The sequence below is a fragment of the Solibacillus sp. FSL R7-0682 genome (assembly GCF_038005985.1).
GTDB lineage: Bacteria > Bacillota > Bacilli > Bacillales_A > Planococcaceae > Solibacillus.
Genome location: NZ_JBBOUI010000001.1, coordinates 2,916,322 through 2,939,514, shown reverse-complemented (window position 1 = coordinate 2,939,514; position 23,193 = coordinate 2,916,322). Strand labels below are relative to the sequence as shown.

Sequence of the window (23,193 nt, the reverse complement as noted above, 5' to 3'; positions counted from 1 at the left end):
CCTCAATTTACTAAATCTGTATATATACAGTATATACAGTTATTGGTAATGACGTCTAGAATAAATTTTCAAAAAGCCTTGTCGCACAATCAATTGTGCTATTGCATATAGTATTTATAAGCTCAACACGAAGGAGGCTGACGATGCTGTTATCAGAGCTTGCTGAGAAAGAATTAATTGAAATGGAAAAAGGGATTCGTTACGGATTTTTAGCAGAAACGGAATGTATTTTTGACCCGAAAACAGGAAAAATATTAGGTTTTGAAATGCCTGCGCAAATGGTAAAAATGCCTTTTCAAAAAAAGAAAGCGGGTATGGTGAAGTATATTCCGTGGGAAGAAATACTGTTGGTTGGGGAAGACCGGATTTTATTTCACAAAACTACATCTACAATGAAGCATCCTACACCATGAAAGAACGTTGGCTCATTATTGGTACAGACGAGCGAATGAAGTTACTCGCCAAACAATTAACGAGTAAAGAGCGGACAATTTACTATAAATGTACGACGAAATGGGATGAATCACTAAATAAAGCGATTTTAGAATTTCATCCAACAATTATTGTATTACCAATTCAGCCATTAAAAATCGAAGTCGATGAGCTGTATGGTATTCGTTCTGCCCAAATTTTTGCTGGGCGAATCGATGAACATTGGCAAAAGCATTTGCAGGATGTAAAACCAATTTATTATTTACAAAATGAAGCATTCATTTGGAAAAATGCTGCATTAACTGCAGAGGGGTTTCTAGCACATTTATTTGTACAGCGTGTAAGTGTGCAAAATAAAAAAATTGTCATAACAGGTTTTGGGCGTGTAGCTAAAATGCTCGCATTATTTTTAAGTAGGCTAAAGGCAAATGTTCAAATTGCGGTACGTTCAGAAGCTCAATGTGCGGAAGCAAATGCTTATGGATATGAAGGTATGTTGCTTGAAGCAGATGTACCATGTACGGCAGATTTGATCATTAATACAATTCCCACTCAATGGTTATCGAAGGAATACGAAAGTTGGTTGTCTTGCCCAATTTATGATGTTGCGTCTGCGCCAGGCTGTTTAAATAATCTCGTATTATCACAATATGAACTGTTACCAGCATTGCCCGGGAAATACTTTCCGCAAGCGGCAGCAAATATTTTATATGAAACGATGCTTGATTTAGGAAGGAAGGATAAAAGTGCTTGAAGGAAAACGTATCGGTCTAGGAATTACTGCATCGCACTGTACGTATGAGGACGTTGTTCCTAAAATTGCACAGTTTAGAGAGGCAGGGGCAACGGTAGTACCGATTATTACACCATCTGTACTACATGCAGCAACACGATTTGGAACAGGAGAAGAATGGATTGAAAAGATAGAAGCGTTAGCTGGGGAAAAAGTAGTGAGTTCTATTTTAGAAGCAGAGCCGTTTGGACCGAAAAACCCCCTTGACTGTATGGTCATTGCCCCAATGACAGGCAACTCGATTAGTAAGTTTGCAAATGCTGCAACAGATAGTCCAGTATTAATGGCTGCAAAGGCAACACTTAGAAATGGTTCACCAGTTGTACTTGGCATATCTACGAACGATGCACTAGGCTTAAATGGAATGAACATAATGAAATTATTAAATGCAAAAAATGTATATTTTATTCCATTCGGTCAAGACGATCCAATAAAAAAACCAACGTCACTCATTGCGGATTTTACAAAAATGCTCGAAACTGTCGAGTATGTGCTCGTTCATAAAAAACAAGTTCAACCAATATTAATACAATTTTTTAAATAATCAAATAATCTAACACAATTCAAATTATTTGTGATACAATATCCAACATTATATACATACAGTTTATTTTAGGAGAGATGAGACATGACAAAGCAATTGAATGTTGCCGTAGTTGGGGCAACAGGAGCAGTAGGTACAAAAATGATGGAAAAATTAGTTGAGCGCAAATTTCCGATTAAATCGATAAAATTTTTAGCGTCTGCTCGTTCAGCAGGCAACCCAATCGAGTTTAATGGTCAAACATATACAATTGAAGAAGCAACACCAGAAAGTTTTGAAGGTATTGATGTAGCATTATTCTCAGCGGGGGGCTCTGTTTCGGCCGTGCTTGCGCCTGAAGCAGCAAAACGTGGTGCCATTGTTATTGATAATACGAGTCATTTCCGTATGGATCCTGAAGTACCGTTAGTCGTACCTGAAGTGAATCGCCATGCATTAAAAGATATTCCAAAAGGCATTATCGCCAATCCGAACTGTTCTACAATTCAAATGGTTGCGGCATTACAACCGATTCGAGAAAAGTTTGGGTTAACAAAAGTTGTCGTGTCAACTTACCAAGCAGTGTCAGGTTCGGGTATTGCAGCAATTGAAGAATTACGTGAACAAAATGCACAATGGGACGCTGGTAAAAATGTAGAAGCAAAAGTGTTACCAGTAAAGTCTGACGAAAAACATTATCCAATTGCACGCAATGTAATTCCACAAATTGATAAGTTCACTGAAAATGGATTTACATATGAAGAAATGAAAATGATTAATGAAACGAAAAAAATTATGGAAGCACCTGACATGAAAGTTGCAGCAACATGTGTACGTGTACCAGTTGTATCAGGTCACTCTGAATCTGTTTATATTGAATTAGAAAAAGAAGCGACAGTAGAAGAAATTTTTTCAGTACTAAAGGATGCGCCAAACATTGTATTGCAAGACGATATTACGCAACAATTATACCCTATGCCAATTTTTGCAGAAAATGAAGATCCAACTTTTGTAGGTCGTATTCGCCGAGATTTAGATAATAAGAAAGGGTTCCATTTATGGATTGTTTCAGACAACTTATTAAAAGGGGCTGCATTAAACTCAATTCAAATCGCGGAAGCATTGCTAGAGGATAACTTACTATAAAAGGGGAGATTTGCATGGATTTCGGACGTATTGGAACTGCTATGATTACACCGTTTAAAAAAGACGGTACAATTAACTATCCAGAGCTTGAACGTATTATCAATCATCTAATCGATAATGGCACTGATTCTATTATCGCTTGTGGTACGACATCAGAAAACCCAACGATGTCGACTGATGAAAAAATTGAAGTCGTGCGATTTACAGTTGAAAAGGTAGCTGGGCGTGTTCCAGTTATTGCAGGGACTGGTGATAATGAAACGGCTTATTCCATAATGATGACACATAAGGCGGAAGAAAATGGTGCTAACGGCATTATGCTAGTAACACCTTATTACAATAAGCCAAATCAACGTGGTATGTATGCACACTTTGAAACAATTGCAAAACAAACATCCTTACCAGTAATGCTATATAACGTGCCGGGGCGTACAGGTGCGAATATTTTAGCGGATACGACAATTGCGTTAAGTAGAGACGTAGAAAATATCACGTGCATAAAAGAAGCAAGTGGTAACTTAGATCAAATGGGTGACATCATTGAAAATGTCGAATCAGACTTTTATGTATACTCGGGTGATGATGGTTTAACGTTACCATTACTTGCAATCGGAGGACGTGGCATTATTTCTGTTGCGTCTCATGTAATTGGAAAGGATATGCAGCAAATGATTCGAGCATTTGAAGAAGGGCGTCATCAAGAGGCAGCGCAAATTCACCGTGCCTTACTTCCACTTGTTCGCGCATTATTCGCACAGCCAAACCCATCGCCAATTAAATATGCGATGACGAAGCTTGGTTTTGACACGTTAGATGTGCGAATGCCAATGATGGAAATGCTACCTGAAGAAAAGGCTGCATTCGATGAAATTTGGGAAACGTATCAAGCGAAGGCAGAAAAGTTCCGTGCCTTGCAAAATATCTAAATATATAGTGACCGCCAATGCTCGTAGTTGGCGGTCATTTTTTTTCGTCCTTATTTAAAAACACATAGTATACGGTTAGGATTTTTCTGATCAAATAGAAAAACACTTTTTTTATTTGTACTAACGCCATTCTCACCGTATAATGAATCTTAAGTGGTTGCTGTTCGGAACATTTTAGGAGGAAACAAAGTGACAAAATCAAAAAATGAACTAATCCGTGTCATTCCATTAGGTGGAGTTGGCGAAATCGGAAAATCAATGTATGTAATCGAAATTGACGAAGAGCTATTCGTAGTAGACAGTGGGCTTATGTTCCCAGAGGACGAAATGCTTGGAATTGATATCGTAATCCCAGATATCACTTATCTGGAAGAAAATAAAGAGCGTGTTAAAGGGATTTTCTTAACCCACGGACATGAAGATGCAATTGGCTCGATTGCATATGTATTAAAGAAAGTTAAAGCACCTGTGTACGGTTCGAAATTAACAATTGCTTTAGCAAAAGAGCATTTAAAAGAATTACCTGCTCCTTATCAGGTGAAGTTTTTCGAAGTAACGAGCAATAGTCGTATGAACTTTAACTCGACTTATGTGACATTCTTCCATACAACACATAGTATTCCAGATTCATTAGGAATTGTGTTCCACACTTCAGAAGGAGCAATCGTGCATACGGGAGAATTCAAGTTTGACCAATCCGCTACAGGTAAATTTAAACCAGATTTAGCGAAAATGGCAATGCTTGGTGAAGAAGGCGTATTTATGCTGTTATCAGAATCGATTGAAGCAGAACGTCCAGGTTATACTACAAGTGAAGCCGTTATTGCCGAGGAATTACAAAAAACATTCCATTCGGCACCAGGTCGAATTATTATTGCACTTTATGCTTCTAACTTTATTCGTGTTCAACAAGTATTTAAGCAAGCAGCAGCATCTTACCGTAAAGTAGCTGTTGTCGGCAAATCGTTAGAAAAAATTGTAGATATTGGTGTTAACTTAGGGTATTTAGAAATTGATGAAGATACAATTATACCTGTTAATGAAATTCATAAATATGAAGATGATGAAATTATTATTATGGCAACGGGTAATAAAGGTGAACCACTTGATGCACTTGATAAAATTGTGCGTAAACACCACCGTGATGTCAAAATTAGAAATACCGATACAGTATTAATTACATTTACACCATCTCCTAGCATGGAGGTTCAAATGTATAATACAATGAACCAACTAGCTAAAGCTGGTGCAACAATCATGACGTCAAACAAGAAAGTCCACGTATCAGGGCATGGTAGTGCAGAAGATTTAAAATTAATGCTGAACTTCATGAAGCCAAAATATTTCGTGCCGATTCAAGGGGAGTATCGCATGTTAATTGCACACTCTAAGTTAGCACAAGAAGTAGGCTTACAAAAATCACAAATTTTTATCGCAGATAAAGGCGATATTGTTGAATATAAAAACGGTAAAATGCGTATGACAGGTCGTGTACAAGCTGGTAACGTATTAATTGACGGCATTGGTGTTGGAGATGTTGGCAATATCGTGTTAAGAGATCGTAAATTATTATCACAAGATGGTATTTTCATTGTAGTTGTGACATTAAATAGAGCACAAAAGAAAATTGCCTCAGGTCCAGAAATTTTATCACGCGGATTTGTTTATGTACGTGAATCAGAGCAACTAATGGAAGAAGCATCTGACATCGCGCGTGAGGTTATTGAAAAGTATGTAGGAAAAGATACTTTTGAATGGACAAACATTAAACAAGAAATTCGTGATACACTAAATCAATATTTATTCCAAAAAACGAAGCGCCGTCCAATGATTATTCCAATTATTATGGAATATTAAGCACTTCAACTTAAGAGGGTTTTCTTGCCATATGGTGTAAGAAAACCCTCTTTTCTCTAACATTCAAATAAAATGCAGTAAAATGATAGGGAAGTACGTCCTAATAATTGAATGATTATAAAATCGTTTAAGATCGCATCAATTTTTACATTACAAAGTAGGTGAACAAAGTTTTGGAACGAAATACAAAATCAAAATCGAAATCTAAAGCAAAGCCAAAAACGAAAGCAAAAAGCAATCCGAAAGAGCTTCATCCACTTGCCTATGAAATAATAGGATTACTCCTGATTGCCTTTGCCATTATCGAATTTTTTGAGCTAGGTTTCGTTGGAAGATGGACACACTCCCTCGCCTTATTTTTCTTCGGTAATTTGCACTTTATTGTGCCATTACTATGTTTTTTAATTGCCGGTATGTTGATGGTACGAAGAAGAGGCGTTGCATTTAAGAAACGAATTGTATATGGCGTTTTATTTGTTGGAGCAAGTTTAACAATTTTTAGTCATAGTATGCTTTTTGAACAACTATACGCAACGAATGCTCTAATTTCCAATTCGGTGTTAAAAGAGACATGGCGTATATTAATTAGTATGGATGGCATCATAAATCGTAGTAATGCACTCGGTGGCGGAATGATTGGTGGATTTTTGTTTAGTATGCTACATGTCCTATTTGACTCAGCAGGTGCGAAAATTGCAGCCCTTGTATTACTGGCGATTGGGTTTATTCTTATCACAGGGAAAGCATTCGTCCCTATATTAATAGAAAAAGCACCTAATCTAAAGCCCAAAATGAAAAGGGCTAAACGCAATAATAGACAGCGTACGAATGCAAGTCCAAACCAACGGGCTCAACGTGTTCAACAGGAATCATTAGAGGATATGCCCTTCGATGAGGAGGCAGCGGATGAAGAGCAAATAATTATTATGGCTCCTCCTCGAAATGAACAACCTATCATATCAAATTTTGTTGAGCAGGTGAAAAGTGAACAACAGAAGGAGACGAAAAACGAAGACGTACAGCCAAGTGAAGCAATCAATTTAGTTCAAACAACGACTGAACAAGCCTATTCATTACCATCGATACAACTATTAAATGCACCACCTGGGCATGATCAAAGTGGCGAATATTCTGTGATTCAATCCAATGCGAAAAAACTGGAACAAACGTTTATGAGTTTTGGTGTTAAAGCAAGAGTAACGCAGGTTCATTTAGGGCCAGCAGTTACAAAATATGAAGTAATGCCAGATATTGGCGTGAAAGTGAGCAAAATTGTAAGCTTACAGGACGATTTAGCACTTGCACTAGCAGCAAAGGATATCCGAATTGAAGCACCAATACCTGGTAAATCAGCAGTTGGTATTGAAGTACCAAATAGTGAAATAGCGATAGTAACTTTACGAGAAGTTATCGAGGCGAATGAAATGTTCAAAGTTGAGTCCAAATTGCTCGTAAGTTTAGGACGAGATGTAACAGGACAAGCAATCTCAGCTGAATTAAATAAAATGCCACACTTATTAGTTGCTGGCTCAACAGGTAGTGGGAAAAGTGTATGTATTAATGGCATTATTGTGTCAATCATTATGCGAGCAAAACCATCAGAAGTACGTATGATGATGATTGATCCGAAAATGGTTGAACTAAGTGTTTATAATGGCATTCCACATTTACTAGCACCAGTTGTTACCGATGCAAGGAAAGCGGCACAGGCATTACAAAAAGTTGTTTCAGAAATGGAACGTCGATATGATTTGTTTTCTATGTCAGGGACACGCAATATTGAAGGCTATAATGACCATATTCAAAAACATAATGAAGAAGCCGAGGAGGAACAACCGAAGCTTCCTTACATTGTCGTGATTGTGGACGAGTTAGCTGATTTAATGATGGTTGCTTCCAGTGAAGTCGAAGATGCAATTACACGCCTTGCCCAAATGGCCCGCGCGGCAGGAATTCATCTAATAATTGCAACCCAACGTCCGTCAGTTGATGTCATTACTGGGATTATAAAGGCCAATATCCCTTCTAGAATTGCTTTTGCTGTTTCCTCTTCAGTTGATTCTCGAACAATTTTAGATATGGGCGGAGCAGAACGATTATTAGGACGGGGAGATATGTTGTACTTACCAGCGGGTGCTTCAAAACCTGTTCGTGTACAAGGGGCATTTGTAAGTGATGCGGAGGTAGAAAAGGTAATAGATAATGTAATTCAACAGCAAAAGGTGCAATATGAGGAAGAAATGATTCCAACCGATGAGCCGATTGTAGAGTTAGATGATACAGATGAAATATTTGACGATGCAGTGCAATTAATAATAGAAATGCAAACAGCATCTGTTTCGATGTTACAACGTCGCTTCCGTATTGGATATTCACGAGCTGCCCGAATTATAGATCAAATGGAACAACGTGGAATTGTCGGACCGCCAGATGGCAGTAAGCCGCGTCAAGTGCTAGTTAGTCGACACTAATGATCAATCATTCATAAAAAAAAGAGTTTTCAGATTATATTTTTTTCTGTACAATTTTCAATAAATTCGCTTAAAATTCACTTTTAGATAACACATTTCTATAAATATGTTTTCTTTTTTAGTTGAAAGTGTTATATTATTGACGAATTAGTAGGAATGTTGTACATCAGATGTCTGATCTCTATGTTATGGTGGTGATACTATTTGTCAATTAAAGCGGATCATCGTCATTTATACTTACAAGTGATCGATCGATTAAAATCAGATATCGACAAAGGGATTTATCGTGAAAATGAAAAATTACCATCTGAATTTGAACTATCAAAAACACTTGGTGTAAGTCGTGCCACTTTACGTGAAGCACTTCGACTATTGGAAGAAGAAAATATTATCGTCCGTCGTCATGGAGTTGGTACATTTGTTAATCCAAAACCGGTCTTTAGTTCTGGGATTGAACATTTATCAAGTGTATCTTCGATGATTGAAAACGCAGGTATGAAACCAGGCACAATTTTTATAAGTGCAACGGAAGAAGCTGCGACGGAAGACGATGTTGAGCGCTTCCAAACTGACATGGATGACAATGTTATCATGATTGAACGTGTAAGAACGGCTGATAATGAGCCGGTAGTCTATTGTATTGACCGTGTACCAGCGAATCTTTTACCAAAAGAATTTATAAGTAATCAGGATGTATCAATTTTTTCTGCATTAGAGCAAACGGGCAATATTCGTGTTGCGTATGCTGTAACGTATATTGATCCAATTGGATTCCATGACGAGGTCTCACCGATTTTGAAATGTGGTCCAGAAACAGCTTTACTCGTATTAAAACAATTACATTATGATGAAAATGATCGCGTGGTACTTTATTCAAAAAATTATTTTAGAGCTGATAAATTCAGCTTCCATGTAGTACGAAAACGGGTGTAGAACAAATAATACGATTATTTAATTCCTGCTAATTACAATTACCTTTGAGGGGGACTTATTAATGAAAAAGCGTAAATTAGGTTTATTAATTTCATCTGTAGTAGCGACTGGTGCAATTTTAGCAGCATGTGGTACCGACGAAGAAAAAGAAAAAGACACTTCAAACAACAGCTCAGGTTCGGATGCAAACACAGAAGAATCTGGTGACGCATTCTCAGTGGCAATGGTAACTGACGTTGGTGGCGTTGATGACAAATCATTCAACCAATCAGCTTGGGAAGGTGTTCAAAAGTTCGGCGGTGACAATGGCTTATCAAAAGGTGATGGCGGTTTTGATTACTTACAATCAAACTCAGATGCAGACTACAACACAAACTTAAACAACTTATTACGTCGTGACTTCGATTTAGTATTCGGTGTTGGTTTCATGATGGGTGACGCGATTACAGAAGTAGCAAACGAAAATCCAAATTCAATGTTAGCATTAATCGATGCTGAAGCAGACGCACCAAACGTTGCGAACATCTTGTTCAAAGAGCAAGAGGGTGCATTCTTAGCAGGTGTTGTTGCAGCATCAATGTCTCAGTCAGGTAAAATCGGTTTCGTTGGTGGCGTTGATATCCCAGTAATTAATCGTTTCCACGCTGGTTTCATTGAAGGTGCAAAAGCAGTAAACCCTGATATTAAAATCGAAGTAAACTACACTGGTGTATTTGATGATGCTTCGAAAGGTAAAATTGCTGCCAACGCAATGTACTCATCTGGTGTAGATATTATCTTCCATGCTGCTGGTGGTACTGGTAACGGTGTATTCTCAGAAGCAAAAGAGCGTAAAGCAAAAGATGCTAAAGCGAACGTATGGGTAATCGGTGTAGATGCTGACCAATACGCAGAAGGTCAAGTAAATGATTCAACAAACATTACTTTAACTTCTATGTTAAAAGGTGTTAACAACGCTGTAATTGATATCGCTACAAAAGCTAAAGAAGGTAATTTCCCTGGTGGTACAACAACTGTTTACGGTTTAGCTGAAGATGGTGTTGGTTTAGCAGATTCTCGTGGCGCAATTCCACAAGATGTATTAGATAAAGTTGAAGAATATAAAGAAAAAATTGCTTCTGGTGAGATTAAAGTTTCAGACAAAAAACCTGAATAATTCATTATGAAGTGAAAATCATCATAGGGGATATTATTCTCCTATGATGATTTTGTGATTTTTGTGACAATTTTCAAAATTCCGTCAAACTATTTAGGTAGAATGTAAGGTGTTTTTGAAAGTGTTTGTCGTTATTTCAGCTAAACTAAAATGTAAGCGTTATATTTTTACGATAATGATACGAGAAGGATTTTTTTTATAATTATCGAAGTTTACAATGAGTTGGATATAAAAATTAATAGATGAAAGATTTTAGACAAAATCTTTCATGTGTTAATTTTAAATAAATACTTTAATTTATAATAGCCTAAGGGAGTGAATCAAGTGGAATATGTGATTGAAATGCTCGGAATCCGTAAAGAATTCGGAAACTTTGTAGCAAATAATAATATCACCCTCCAGTTAAAAAAAGGCGAAATTCATGCACTGCTAGGAGAAAACGGTGCAGGTAAATCGACTTTAATGAATGTGCTTTTCGGTCTTTATCAACCGGAAGCTGGTGAAATAAAAGTACGTGGGAATTCAGTGAAAATAACTGATCCAAATAAAGCGAATGATTTAGGAATCGGGATGGTACACCAACACTTCATGTTAGTAGAAAACTTCACGGTTACAGAAAATATCATTTTAGGTAATGAGCCAACAAAGTTTGGTAGAGTCAATATTAAAGAGGCAGCGAAGGATATTGCGGATCTGTCGAAAAAATACAATTTAGATGTTGACCCGTACGCAAAAATTGAAGATATTTCTGTCGGCATGCAGCAACGTGTTGAAATTTTAAAAACGTTGTACCGTGGTGCAGAAATTTTAATTTTCGACGAACCTACAGCATCTTTGACACCTCAAGAAATTACGGAATTAATGGCGATTTTAAGGCTTCTGATTAAAGAAGGAAAATCGATTATTATTATTACACACAAGCTTAAAGAAATTATGGAAGTGTCAGACCGCGTTACGATTATTCGTAAAGGGGAGGGGATTGGTACAGTAGTAACTGCTGAAACAAACCCTGATCAGCTTGCAGAACTAATGGTTGGTCGTCAAGTTGAATTCAAAACAGAAAAAACAGAAGCACACCCAACCGAAGAAATTTTAACAATAGAAAATCTAGTTGTTACGGATTATCGTAATATTGAAAAAGTAAAGAGTTTAAATTTATCTGTTCGCCGTGGCGAGATAGTCGGCATTGCGGGGATTGATGGAAATGGTCAATCAGAGTTAATCGAGGCTATTACTGGTTTACGTAAAGTTAAGAGCGGTAAAGTCAAATTAAACGGTAAAGATATCACAGGCCTAAAGCCTCGTGAAATTACAGAAACAGGTTTAGGGCATATCCCACAAGACCGTCATAAGCATGGACTTGTTCTTGATTTCCCAATAGGGCATAATATTGCCCTTCAAACCTATTACCAAAAACCTATTTCAAAAGGTTTTGTTATGGATTATGGCAAAATCAGTGAAAAGGCCCGTCAAGTAATTGAGGAATTTGACGTACGTACAGGTCAAGGAGAAATGACGCCAGCCCGTGCCTTATCTGGAGGAAATCAACAAAAGGCGATTATCGGGCGTGAAATTGACCGTGATCCGGATCTATTGATTGCCGCATTACCTACTCGAGGTCTAGACGTAGGGGCAATTGAGTTTATTCACTCACGTTTAATTGAGCAACGTGATAAAGGGAAGGCTGTATTATTAATCTCATTTGAATTAGATGAAGTAATGAACGTTTCAGACCGAATCGCTGTAATTTATGACGGCACGATCATAGATACAGTATACCCGAATGAAACATCTGAACAGGAATTAGGCTTATTAATGGCTGGAGAAGCGCGTAAAGCGAAAACGACGAAAGAGGGGAACGAATAAAATGTCAAACCGTGTTGTAAATATTCTCGTTCCTATCATTTCTGTTATTTTAGGTTTAATTGTCGGTGCGATAGTTATGGTAGTAAGTGGCTATAATGCTGTTGACGGTTATATCGCATTATGGAATGGTATTTTCGGAGATGCATATTCAATTGGTAATACAATTCGACAAATAACACCGTATATTTTATCAGGTCTTGCAGTTGCATTCGCATTCCGTACAGGTCTATTTAATATCGGTGTTGAAGGTCAGTTATTAATGGGTTGGTTAGCTGCAGCATACGTTGGCTATGCAATAGAAGGCTTACCACGTATTATTCACTTACCTTTAGCATTATTAGCTGCAGCAGCTGCGGGTGCTTTCTGGGCATTCATCGTTGGTTTCTTAAAGGCGAAATTACATGTTCACGAAGTAATCGCTTCGATCATGTTAAACTATACAGCGCTTTACTTAACGAATGCTGCAATTAAATCATTATCAGATGGTGGCTTTAAAACGCCAACAGTATTAGAGTCAGCAACATTACGTAATCAATGGTTACGTGAAATTACAGATAACTCAAGTCTTCACTTAGGAATTATTGTGGCAATTTTAATGGTAGTTGTCATGTGGTTCATTTTAGAGAAAACGACTCGTGGTTACGAGTTAAAGGCAGTAGGATTTAACAAAAACGCTGCAGAATATGCAGGGATGAATGTTAAACGCAATATTATATTAGCAATGACAATTTCAGGGGTATTTGCTGGTTTAGGTGGTGCGATGGAAGCATTAGGTACGTACCAAAATGCATCGATTAAAGCCGCAGCATCAGGTATTGGATTTGATGGGATTGCTGTTGCCTTATTAGGTGCAAACAACCCACTTGGTGTATTATTCGGTGCATCATTATTCGGATCACTAAAATACGGTGCATTAAACATGCCAAACGCAGCTGGAATTCCAGAGGAAATCGTTTCGATTATTATTGCAGTAATTATTTTATTTGTAGCTTCAGGCTATATTTTACGAGTAGCTTTAGAGAAATTCGGAAAGAAAAAGGAGGGCAAGTAACATGAGCTTTTTAGAAGTGTTATACTTTATCGTCCCTTCTGCTCTTTTATATGCTACACCACTAATTTTAACTGGTATTGGTGCATTATTTTCTGAGCGTGCTGGGGTAATTGGTCTTGGTGTTGAAGGGTTAATGATTGTTGGTGCATTTACAGGGATTTATATCAACCTGGAGTATTATGATGAATTCGGTAAAAATGTTATTTGGTTAGCGTTACTTGTAGCATTATTAGCTGGTGCAATTTTTTCGTTAATCATTGCGGTAGCAGCGGTTACATTCCGTGCCGATCAAACAGTTACTGGTGTTGCGGTAAATATGCTTGCTGCAGCCATTACAGTATTTTTAGTGAAAATGATTTATGGTAAAGGCCAAACAGATATGGTACAAGCACCGTTACAACGATTTGAAGTACCCTATTTATCGGATATTCCATTTTTAGGACCATTATTATTCCAAAATGTTTATTTAACGACGATTATTGCATTAATCGTGGCGGTTGGTGCATGGTTTGTTCTTTATAAAATGCCATTTGGCTTACGTATTCGTGCAGTTGGGGAGCATCCTATGGCAGCTGATACGATGGGAATAAACGTAGCGAAAATGCGTTATCTAGGTGTCATGATTTCAGGAGCATTAGCAGGTGTCGGTGGTGCATCATTAGCAATGACTTCTTCAGGTGATTTTTCAGCTTCAACTGTAGCTGGTCAAGGTTTCATCGCAATTGCTGCGATGATCTTCGGTAAATGGCACCCACTTGGTACATTAGGAGCAGCGTTATTCTTTGGTTTAGCGCAAACGTTAAGTATCGGTGGCGGTAACATACCGTATATTCAAGAAATCCCTCCGGTAATTCTGCAAATATTACCATATGTGTTAACGATTTTAGCGTTAGCCGGCTTCATTGGTAAAGCAGTTGCACCAAAAGCATCAGGTGTACCTTACATTAAAGGAAAACGATAAAAGTATTCTGCCTACGCAAATTGATAAGTTGTGTAGGCAGTTTTTTCATACTCATAGATTTTGGTTGATTGGGTTACGCTACATACATATAGTGATTTCCGCTAGAAGGATGAATAACTTTGCATAAACTTACTGAACACATGTATAGTAGAAGAATAAGTATTTATTTAGGTAGTCAGGAGGAGTTTTTTTGTTTTTAACGACACAAATTGCGAAAGGTGTTTCCCTTCATATACGACAAACGGCTCAATTCAAAACAGTCAACTTTTCAATAAAATGGAGAGCCCCATTAAATGAGGAAGCAGCATCAAATCGTACAGTTTTATCAAATGTACTACAACATAGTAATGAAAAATTCCCAACATCGGCTAGTTTTCGGAGCTATTTAGATGATTTATTTGGCACGGTTCTATATTTTGATACGTCCAAACGTGGGAATGAGCATATATTACTACTAAATGTTGAAGCGGTAAATGATCAATATTTATCGCATGGAAATGTATTGGATGAAGTTATTTCATTAATCCAAGAAGCGATTTTTAAACCAAATTTTGAAAACGGTGCCTTTAAAGACACTATTGTAAATCGTGAAAAGGAAATGGTTATTCAACGTATTCAATCTGTATTTGACGACAAATCTCGCTATGCGCAAAAGCGTTTAACAGAAATTTTACGCCCAAATCAAGCGGCGTCTATTTCAGCAAATGGGACAATTGAAGCGGTTAAGGCAATAACACCAGAAAGTTTAACCGCAGCATATGAACAAATGTTGGCGAATGATTTGATTGATATTTATGTTGTAGGTGATGTCGATGTGGAAGCTATTCAACAACAGTTAGTAGCAGCATTACCGTTTGCTAATCGTGAAAATAACTTACAAACAGAAGAACAACATCAAGGACAAACAGTTGAGCCATATACAAAAGAAACACAAGAAATGAAGCAAGGGAAATTGCATATTGGATATAGTACACCAGTACGTTTTGGTGATAAAGATTTTGCTAAAATGCAAATTTTCAATGGTATTTTTGGTGGGTATGCACATTCAAAGCTATTTATGAACGTTCGTGAAAAAGAAAGCTTAGCTTATTATGCATCAAGTTCATATTCTTCTTACTATGGATTAATTTTTGTTGTGTCTGGTATTGAACCGACAAATGAGAAAAAGGCACGAGAAGTCATTGATGGGCAATTACAGGCTATGCAAAATGGCGAAATTACTGATTTAGAATTGACCCAAACGAAAGCTATGCTCATTAACCAATTAAAAGAAGCATTAGATTCACCGCGTGGGCAAATTGAAATATTTGATCAATATAAAGCGCTAGAGGAACCATTTACGTTAGATACATGGACGTCTCGTTGGCAGGCGGTAACAAAGGAAGATGTGCAACAAATGGCTCAAAAAATTGAGCATGAAGCAACGTATTTCTTATGTGGCAAGGAGGACTAATCGTTGAAAACAATTGATTTTAAACAGCTAGATGAAACATTATATTATAAACAATTAGACAATGGCTTAGATGTATACATTTTGCCTAAAAAAGGCTTCTCAAAAACGTTTGTAACTTTCACAACGAAATATGGTTCGATTGACCGTACATTCGTGCCTATTGGAGAAACGGAGCCAATAACAGTTCCAGATGGCATTGCACACTTTTTAGAGCATAAAATGTTCGAAAAGGAAGATGGAGACGTGTTCCAACAATTTAGTGAGGTAGGCGCACAAGCGAATGCCTTTACATCCTTTACACGTACAGCTTATTTATTTTCAGCAACAGATTATATTTATAAAAGCACAGAAACATTATTAAATTTTGTTCAAGAGCCATACTTTACTGAAGAAACAGTAAATAAGGAAAAAGGAATTATCGGTCAAGAAATTACGATGTATGATGATTTACCAGACTGGCGTTTATACTTTGGTACAATTGAAAATATGTATCATAATCACCCGGTAAAAATTGATATTGCGGGTACAATCGAATCAATTGATGGCATAACCGCGGATCATTTATATACGTGTTATAATACGTTTTATCACCCTTCGAACATGCTGTTATTTGTAATTGGTGCAGTTGATCCAATTGAGATGATGGCCTTTATAGAAGATAACCAAAATAAAAAAGAGTTCCCAAAACCACCGGAAACGAAGCGACTATTTGATGAAGAGCCAACAACTGTTGCAGTTCCTGAACGTGTGCTCCATATGGATGTTCAAAAACCAAAAGTCTATGTTGGCTTAAAGGCAAAGGAGTCAAATTATAGCGGTGAAGAAATGTTAAAGCATGAGCTATCTGTGCAAATTGGGCTTGAATGTTTATTTGGACGTGCTTCTTCATTCTATACGGATATTTATGAAAATGGACTTATCGATGAATCATACAGCTTTGATTTTTCATTAGAAAAGGGATTTGGCTTTGCAATGATTGGGTCTGATACGGAACAACCGGATGAGCTAGTAGCTGCTATTAAAAAGAAGTTAGTCGAAGCGGAACAATCGAACGTATTTACTTCAGAAGATATTGAACGAATTAAACGTAAAAAAATAGGTTTCTTCTTGCGTGCATTAAATTCAATCGAGTTTATTGCAAATCAATTTACGCGTTATAAATTTAATGAGATGAATTTATTTGATGTCGTGCCAGTGTTAGAAAAATTAACGGTGGAGGACGTTACGACAGCATTTAAAACGATTCAAGGAAAAGACCAACAAACTGTATTTAAAGTTTTGCCTGTTAGTGAGCGCGCAGAATAATGAAGAGATTTGCATTAGTCTGTGGCGCATCGGGTGCAATTGGACAGGCAATTAGCCAACAATTGGCACAAGATGGCTGGTCTTTATATTTACATTACAACGCTGGAAAAGAAGCAGTTCATACGCTTACAAAGCAATTTACCAGCACATACCCGAATCAAGAATTTCTTGCTGTTCAAGCAGACTTTAGTGACGATCATGGCGCGGAACATCTAGCACAACAAATTTATTCCTTACAAGCCATTATTTTCGCAAATGGTCATGCCTTTTATGGGTTATTAGAAGATACATCTGTACTTGACATGAACAAGCTTTGGAAAGTTCATGTACAAAATCCGATGCGAGCAACAGCGCTTCTTGCCTCCAAATTACGAGCTAATCCAGTGAGCTACATACTGGTGATTGGCTCGATTTGGGGAGAGGTAGGTGCAGCAGGTGAAGTTGTCTACTCTGCTGTCAAAGGTGCACAGCATAGTTTTGTCAAAGCCTTTGCACAGGAAGCAGCTTATAATGGCATACGTGTCAATGCCATTACACCGGGCATTATTAATACGAATATGAATGCGAAGTTCGATCAACAAGAGCGTGATGAATTAGCGAGCCAAATTCCATTACAGGCTTTTGGAGAGCCACGTGACATTGCAAATATGGTGTCGTTTTATGTGAGTGGCCATGCAGATTATGTAACCGGACAAATTATTCGAGTTAATGGTGGTTGGTACATATAATTACTGCTTTCGCACATACTAATTGTGCGAGAGGAGGGGAAGATATGGGTATCCTACAAAACTGGGAACAATGGACAAACTTTTTAGGTCAACAAGTAACTGATGCAAAGGACAGTGGTATGCCAGGCAAGGTGATTGAAAAAGCAGCTGTTCAAATCGGGGAGTACTTAGCAAAAAACGTTGACCCTCAAAATGAGCAAGAGCGTGTTCTTTCTGATTTATGGGCAGTAGCCGAAAAAGATGAAAAACAAGCAATTGCAAGTTGTGTCATGAAACTTGTACAAAATAAAACACATTAATTTTGTTCACAAGAAATATGTCACTAAAGATGTCACTCTCTAAATGAGAGCGACATCTTTTTTGTTATTTATAAAAACGAAAAAAATACAACATAAGCACAAATTATAGGTAAAAAATGGTTAATTACCCAAGATGAAATTATTTCTGAATATTTTTATTGAAAATATGAGAAAAACGATGTATTCTAACTTTTCATTGCTTGTAAAATCAGCTATCATGGAACATATAAGAAATAAATACGTTTCTAATATGAGGGGACAGATAATGATGGGCGAATGGTATTTTGAATACGAGATTCAAGTAAACCGACCTGGCTTGCTTGGGGATATTGCTTCATTACTTGGTATGCTTCGTGTTAATATTGTATCAATCAACGGTGTAGATGAAGAACGTCGGGGGATGTTATTATCCACAGACAATGAAGAATCCATCCAACGTTTTATATCTATAGTATCGACGATGGAAAATATTAATGTTACGAGATTTCGCGAGCCAAAATTAAGAGACCGTTTAGCAGTTCGCCATGGACATTACATCCCAAAAGATGCGGATGAAAAAAACACATTTCGATTCGTTCGAGATGAATTAGGTATTTTAGTTGATTTTATGGCCGAGCTATTTAAAAAAGAGGGCAACAAATTAATTGGAATACGTGGAATGCCTCGTGTAGGGAAGACAGAATCAATAGTTGCGGCGAGTGTTTGTGCAAACAAACGTTGGATTTTTCTTTCCTCAACAATGATCAAGCAGACTGTTCGAAACTCGCTAATGGGTGACGAATTTAATAGTAATAATATATTTATTTTAGACGGAGCTGTTACACGTCAATCCAATGATGAGCGTCATCAACAACTTGTAAGAGAAATGATGGGCATGCCAACAATAAAAGTGATTGAACATCCCGATCTATTTGTTCAGCATTCACCCTATAAAATAGAAGACTTCGATTATATAATTGAATTACGTCATGATCCAGACGAACAAATCACTTATGAAATTATTGAAAAGAATAATAGGTTATCAAATTCTGATAACTATGGGGGATATGGTGGATTCGGTGGTTTTGATTTTTGATCGAATGCAAGTTTCAAAACGATTCTTTGAAACAAATAATTGAATATATTAAAAGTAGGTGTTTTTTTTGACAGAGTTAGGAGCTCGCCTAAAGGAAGCGAGATTAGCAAAAGGTTATAGTTTAGATGATTTACAAGAAATTACAAAAATTCAAAAAAGATATTTGATTGGTATTGAAGAAGGAAATTATTCAATTATGCCAGGTTCGTTTTATGTGCGAGCTTTTATAAAGCAATATGCAGAGGCAGTAGGCTTAGATGCTGATCAAGTTTTAACAGAATATCGTAAAGATGTCCCAGAAGTGCAAAAGGAGGAAGTGGCTCAATCATTTACAAAGAGCCCTAGTCGTCGTAAAATGGCAAGCTCCTCAAATAGTAAGATGATGGAGGCTATGCCGAAGCTAATCGTTGCTTTATTTGCGATCGTTATTATCGTGGTTATTTCAACTTTATACTTACAAAAAATCGGGAGTATCCGAGATGAAGTAGATGAAGGAAATAAGCCGATTGAATATGAAAAAAATCCAAATTCTAGCCAACCTAATAAGCCAGTAGTAACGGATGATGATGCGGATGAAGAAGAGCCAACTGAACCGGTAGAACCTCCTATTGAAGAAAAACCTGTTGTGACACAATCAATTAGTCAAGGAGTCATTGATGGGGAAAATACAACCTATGAAGTGACGGGAACAGAAACATTAAATATTCGTGTAGAAGTTTCAGGTGACACATGGGTGGGGATTCGTAACGAGCAACGTCAAGAGCAAGTTACGGCAACAGTATATAAAGCTGGACAAATTGTAGAACATGATTCTACGGCAAATGGTTATGCACGAATTCGTTTAGGAAATTCAAAAGTGGCAAAAGTATACGTAAATGATGTAGAATTAGTGTACGCACAAGATCGTGTTTCTCAAAATATTATTTTAAAATTGGTGAAAGAACAACAAGGAGAGTAGTCATCTGCAAAGGTGACTATTTTCTTTCAAATGAAAGGTGTTAACAAATGAACATTCCAAATAAGATTACAGTCTCACGCATACTTTTAATTCCATTATTTGTGATTGTAATGATGTTTGATTTTGGCTGGGGTAATATCACACTATTTGGTGCTGAAATGCAAGTGAACTACTTTGTTGGAGCACTAATTTTTATTTTCGCTTCGGCAACGGACTGGGTAGACGGCTATTATGCACGGAAGTACAATTTAGTAACAAATTTAGGGAAATTTTTAGACCCTCTAGCAGATAAGCTACTTGTTTCTGCTGCATTCATTATGTTGGTAGAAATGGGCTTAGCGCCTGCATGGATCGTTATTTTAATTATTTCTCGTGAATTTGCGGTAACCGGTCTACGCTTAATTTTGGCTGGTCAAGGTGAAGTAGTCGCTGCGAACCAATTAGGTAAAATTAAAACTTGGACACAAATCGTGGCAATTTCTGCACTGATTTTACACAATACGATTTTTACGTTAGTAGGTATTCCATTCGACACGATCATGCTTTACGTAGCATTATTCTTTACATTATGGTCTGGTTGGGATTATTTCTATATCAATCGACGTGTATTACTTGAGTCAAAATAATATAAGTGTTCAATCAAACTAGGTAGGAGCTTTCTTGCCTAGTTTTATTTGAATTTAGATAGTGACATTGGGAATATTTCAGAGGAGGATGGCTATATATGAATGCAGAAATAATTGCAGTTGGCTCGGAACTACTACTTGGACAAATCGCGAACACGAATGCAAAGTTTATTTCGAGTCAACTGTCAGAGCTTGGTATCAATGTTTATTACCATACAGTAGTTGGGGACAATCGTAGCCGTTTAATAGATGCAATTACGATTGCAGAGCAACGGGCAGATGTTATTATCTTTTCTGGAGGGCTTGGTCCTACGAAAGATGATTTGACGAAAGAAACAATTGCCCAGCATTTAAATAGAGCACTTATCTTCGATAAAACGGCACTTTTTTCGATTGAAGAGTTTTTTGCAAAACGTGAACGACCGATGACGGAAAATAATCGAAAGCAGGCACTTGTCATTGAAGACTGTGATGTGCTTGCAAATCATCACGGAATGGCTCCGGGAATGTTTTTCAAAGCGAACGAGCGAATTTATATATTATTACCTGGGCCTCCAAAAGAACTGGAGCCGATGTTCCAATACGAAGCGAAGCCAAAATTGGCTGCAGTATTAAATGATGGTGGTGTAATTTTATCGCATGTTTTACGCTTTTATGGTATCGGAGAAGCCGAGTTAGAAGACCGTATACAACATATTTTAGATGAGCAAACAAACCCTACTGTTGCACCACTTGCTTCAGATGGTGAAGTTACGTTGAGAATTACAGCGAAATCGCCAGATGAACACCAGGCAATGCAACTAATCAATACAAAAAAACAAGAGATTTTAGCGCTCGTTGGAGAATACCATTATGGAGATAATGACGATTCCCTTGCATCTAAACTAGTAGAAATGCTTATTGAACGTAATTTAACCATTTCCGCAGCTGAAAGCTTAACTGCTGGTCTTTTCCAATCCGAGTTAGCTGAAATTTCAGGTGTTGGACAAGCACTAATTGGTGGGGTTGTTACGTACACAGAGCAGACAAAAATTGAACAGCTTGGAATATGTAAGGAGCTCTTACAGGAGCATAGTGTAGTGAGTAGTGAATGCGCGGGTGAAATGGCTCTTCGAGTACGTAAAAATTTTAATACGGATATTGGAGTTGGGTTAACTGGTGCAGCAGGTCCTACAAGTCATGGGGACCAACCAGCTGGCACAGTTTGGATTGGTATTTGTATCGGACAACAAAGCCCAAAAACTTACTGTTTACATTTATCAGGTTCACGAAATACGAATCGATTACGTGCAGTCAAATTTACATTTAGTTATTTAATGCGTGAATTGATGAAGAGTGGTTTTAAAAAGTAAAAATTGTTTTAGATTTTTCGCGATAATGGCATTTTGGCTTTGAAAATAGGTGAATTTAGAAAAAAATAAATAAAACCGAAAATATGTTCGCTTTTTTCTTGAATGTTATCTCATTAGCAAGTATAATAGAGACATAAATAAAAAAGCTTTTTCTTAAGGAGGAAATAGTTTGAGCGATCGTAAAGCAGCGTTAGATATGGCGTTAAAACAAATAGAAAAACAATTTGGTAAAGGTTCAGTAATGAAGCTAGGTGAAAATACGGACCGTAAAATGGAAACATCTTCATCTGGTTCAATTGCAATTGATGCTGCATTAGGTGTAGGCGGGTATCCACGTGGACGTATTGTGGAAATCTACGGCCCAGAGTCTTCTGGTAAGACGACAGTTACATTACATGCGATTGCAGAAATTCAAGCAAATGGTGGTACAGCCGCATTTATCGATGCGGAGCACGCACTGGATCCAGTTTATGCTCAAAAATTAGGCGTTAATATTGATGAGCTATTATTAGCGCAACCTGATACAGGTGAACAGGCGCTTGAAATTGCGGAAGCTTTAGTACGTTCAGGTGCAATCGACGTAATCGTAATTGACTCAGTAGCAGCGCTAGTACCAAAAGCAGAGATTGAAGGCGAGATGGGTGACTCACATATGGGTCTACAAGCGCGTTTAATGTCTCAAGCGCTTCGTAAATTATCGGGTGTTATTAATAAATCAAATACACTTGCAATCTTCATTAACCAAGTACGTGAAAAAATTGGTGTCATGTTCGGTAACCCAGAAACAACTACAGGTGGACGTGCATTAAAGTTCTATTCTTCTATTCGTTTAGAAGTGCGTAAAGGTGAAGCAATTAAACAAGGTACAGACATTGTAGGGAATAAAACAAAAATTAAAGTAGTAAAAAATAAGGTTGCGCCACCATTCCGTACAGCTGAAGTTGATATTATGTACGGTGAAGGGATTTCAAAAGAAGGTGAAATCGTCGATATCGGTGCAGATTTAGATATTATTCAAAAAAGTGGTTCATGGTATTCGTATAATAACGATCGTATTGGACAAGGTCGTGAAAACGTGAAGCAATTCTTAAAGGAAAATCCGGCAATTCGAGATGAAATTGCAGAGAAAATTCGTCAGCACTTCGGAATTGGTGAAATGGGTTACACAATTGGTGCTCACGATCATCAAGAAAGTGAAGAAGAGCTAGAGTTATTCGGAGAAGACGAAAAATAATACATCGACCCAAGTGGAACTTTCCATTTGGGCTTTTTTTAAAATGGA

The 23,193-nt window shown here is 37.4% G+C and carries 21 protein-coding genes; all 21 read left to right on the top strand.

Annotated elements, in window-relative coordinates; genetic code table 11:
- The first annotated feature begins 143 nt into the window (after nt 1-143).
- The 21 genes from MKZ17_RS14925 (at nt 144) to recA (ending at nt 23,145) form a co-directional block, all read left to right on the top strand.
- The gene (locus MKZ17_RS14925) at nt 144-413 is read left to right on the top strand and encodes a YlmC/YmxH family sporulation protein (protein ID WP_340724521.1); all 270 of its coding nucleotides are present in this window, start codon (nt 144-146) and stop codon (nt 411-413) included.
- A complete protein-coding gene (locus MKZ17_RS14920) occupies nt 410-1,186 on the top strand; it encodes a dipicolinate synthase subunit A (protein ID WP_340724520.1) in 777 nt (258 codons plus the stop codon). The genes MKZ17_RS14925 and MKZ17_RS14920 overlap by 4 nt, the downstream gene beginning before the upstream one ends.
- Entirely contained in the window at nt 1,179-1,769 is a 591-nt protein-coding gene (locus MKZ17_RS14915) for a dipicolinate synthase subunit B (protein ID WP_340724519.1), read from the top strand. Before MKZ17_RS14920 ends, MKZ17_RS14915 begins: the two co-directional genes overlap by 8 nt.
- Nucleotides 1,770-1,853: 84 nt before the next feature.
- The gene (locus MKZ17_RS14910) at nt 1,854-2,894 is read left to right on the top strand and encodes an aspartate-semialdehyde dehydrogenase (protein WP_340724518.1); all 1,041 of its coding nucleotides are present in this window, start codon (nt 1,854-1,856) and stop codon (nt 2,892-2,894) included.
- A gap of 14 nt (nt 2,895-2,908) precedes the next feature.
- On the top strand, nt 2,909-3,820 hold the full coding sequence (dapA, locus tag MKZ17_RS14905) for a 4-hydroxy-tetrahydrodipicolinate synthase (protein ID WP_340724517.1): 912 nt from the start codon (nt 2,909-2,911) through the stop codon (nt 3,818-3,820).
- Between the two features lie 189 nt (nt 3,821-4,009).
- Nucleotides 4,010-5,677, top strand: coding sequence for a ribonuclease J (locus tag MKZ17_RS14900; RefSeq protein WP_340724516.1), 1,668 nt, complete (start codon nt 4,010-4,012; stop codon nt 5,675-5,677).
- Between the two features lie 173 nt (nt 5,678-5,850).
- On the top strand, nt 5,851-8,148 hold the full coding sequence (locus MKZ17_RS14895) for an FtsK/SpoIIIE family DNA translocase (RefSeq protein ID WP_340724515.1): 2,298 nt from the start codon (nt 5,851-5,853) through the stop codon (nt 8,146-8,148).
- A gap of 204 nt (nt 8,149-8,352) precedes the next feature.
- Entirely contained in the window at nt 8,353-9,081 is a 729-nt protein-coding gene (locus tag MKZ17_RS14890; RefSeq protein ID WP_340724514.1) for a GntR family transcriptional regulator, read from the top strand.
- Between the two features lie 61 nt (nt 9,082-9,142).
- Nucleotides 9,143-10,237, top strand: a complete 1,095-nt coding sequence (locus MKZ17_RS14885; protein WP_340724513.1) for a BMP family lipoprotein — start codon at nt 9,143-9,145, stop codon at nt 10,235-10,237.
- A gap of 324 nt (nt 10,238-10,561) precedes the next feature.
- Nucleotides 10,562-12,103, top strand: coding sequence for an ABC transporter ATP-binding protein (locus MKZ17_RS14880; protein ID WP_340724512.1), 1,542 nt, complete (start codon nt 10,562-10,564; stop codon nt 12,101-12,103).
- Between the two features lies 1 nt (nt 12,104).
- Nucleotides 12,105-13,154 carry an ABC transporter permease gene (locus MKZ17_RS14875; RefSeq protein WP_340724511.1) on the top strand — a complete coding sequence of 350 codons (1,050 nt, stop codon included), beginning with the start codon at nt 12,105-12,107 and terminating at the stop codon, nt 13,152-13,154.
- 1 nt (nt 13,155) lies between these two features.
- Nucleotides 13,156-14,115 (top strand): ABC transporter permease, encoded by a 960-nt coding sequence (locus MKZ17_RS14870; RefSeq protein ID WP_340724510.1) that lies wholly within the window; start codon nt 13,156-13,158, stop codon nt 14,113-14,115.
- A gap of 190 nt (nt 14,116-14,305) precedes the next feature.
- Nucleotides 14,306-15,568 carry an EF-P 5-aminopentanol modification-associated protein YfmF gene (yfmF, locus tag MKZ17_RS14865; RefSeq protein ID WP_340724509.1) on the top strand — a complete coding sequence of 421 codons (1,263 nt, stop codon included), beginning with the start codon at nt 14,306-14,308 and terminating at the stop codon, nt 15,566-15,568.
- 3 nt (nt 15,569-15,571) lie between these two features.
- The gene (gene yfmH / locus MKZ17_RS14860; protein WP_340724508.1) at nt 15,572-16,873 is read left to right on the top strand and encodes an EF-P 5-aminopentanol modification-associated protein YfmH; all 1,302 of its coding nucleotides are present in this window, start codon (nt 15,572-15,574) and stop codon (nt 16,871-16,873) included.
- Entirely contained in the window at nt 16,873-17,601 is a 729-nt protein-coding gene (gene ymfI, locus MKZ17_RS14855; protein WP_340724507.1) for an elongation factor P 5-aminopentanone reductase, read from the top strand. Before yfmH ends, ymfI begins: the two co-directional genes overlap by 1 nt.
- Before the next feature lie 44 nt (nt 17,602-17,645).
- The gene (locus tag MKZ17_RS14850) at nt 17,646-17,900 is read left to right on the top strand and encodes a DUF3243 domain-containing protein (RefSeq protein WP_340724506.1); all 255 of its coding nucleotides are present in this window, start codon (nt 17,646-17,648) and stop codon (nt 17,898-17,900) included.
- A gap of 268 nt (nt 17,901-18,168) precedes the next feature.
- On the top strand, nt 18,169-18,975 hold the full coding sequence (locus tag MKZ17_RS14845; RefSeq protein WP_340725568.1) for a DUF3388 domain-containing protein: 807 nt from the start codon (nt 18,169-18,171) through the stop codon (nt 18,973-18,975).
- A gap of 58 nt (nt 18,976-19,033) precedes the next feature.
- The gene (locus tag MKZ17_RS14840; protein WP_340724505.1) at nt 19,034-19,933 is read left to right on the top strand and encodes a helix-turn-helix domain-containing protein; all 900 of its coding nucleotides are present in this window, start codon (nt 19,034-19,036) and stop codon (nt 19,931-19,933) included.
- Between the two features lie 47 nt (nt 19,934-19,980).
- Nucleotides 19,981-20,559 carry a CDP-diacylglycerol--glycerol-3-phosphate 3-phosphatidyltransferase gene (gene pgsA, locus MKZ17_RS14835; protein ID WP_340724504.1) on the top strand — a complete coding sequence of 193 codons (579 nt, stop codon included), beginning with the start codon at nt 19,981-19,983 and terminating at the stop codon, nt 20,557-20,559.
- 98 nt (nt 20,560-20,657) lie between these two features.
- Nucleotides 20,658-21,911, top strand: coding sequence for a competence/damage-inducible protein A (locus tag MKZ17_RS14830; RefSeq protein WP_340724503.1), 1,254 nt, complete (start codon nt 20,658-20,660; stop codon nt 21,909-21,911).
- A 169-nt stretch (nt 21,912-22,080) separates the two neighbouring features.
- A complete protein-coding gene (gene recA, locus MKZ17_RS14825; RefSeq protein WP_340724502.1) occupies nt 22,081-23,145 on the top strand; it encodes a recombinase RecA in 1,065 nt (354 codons plus the stop codon).
- Nucleotides 23,146-23,193: the final 48 nt, after the last annotated feature.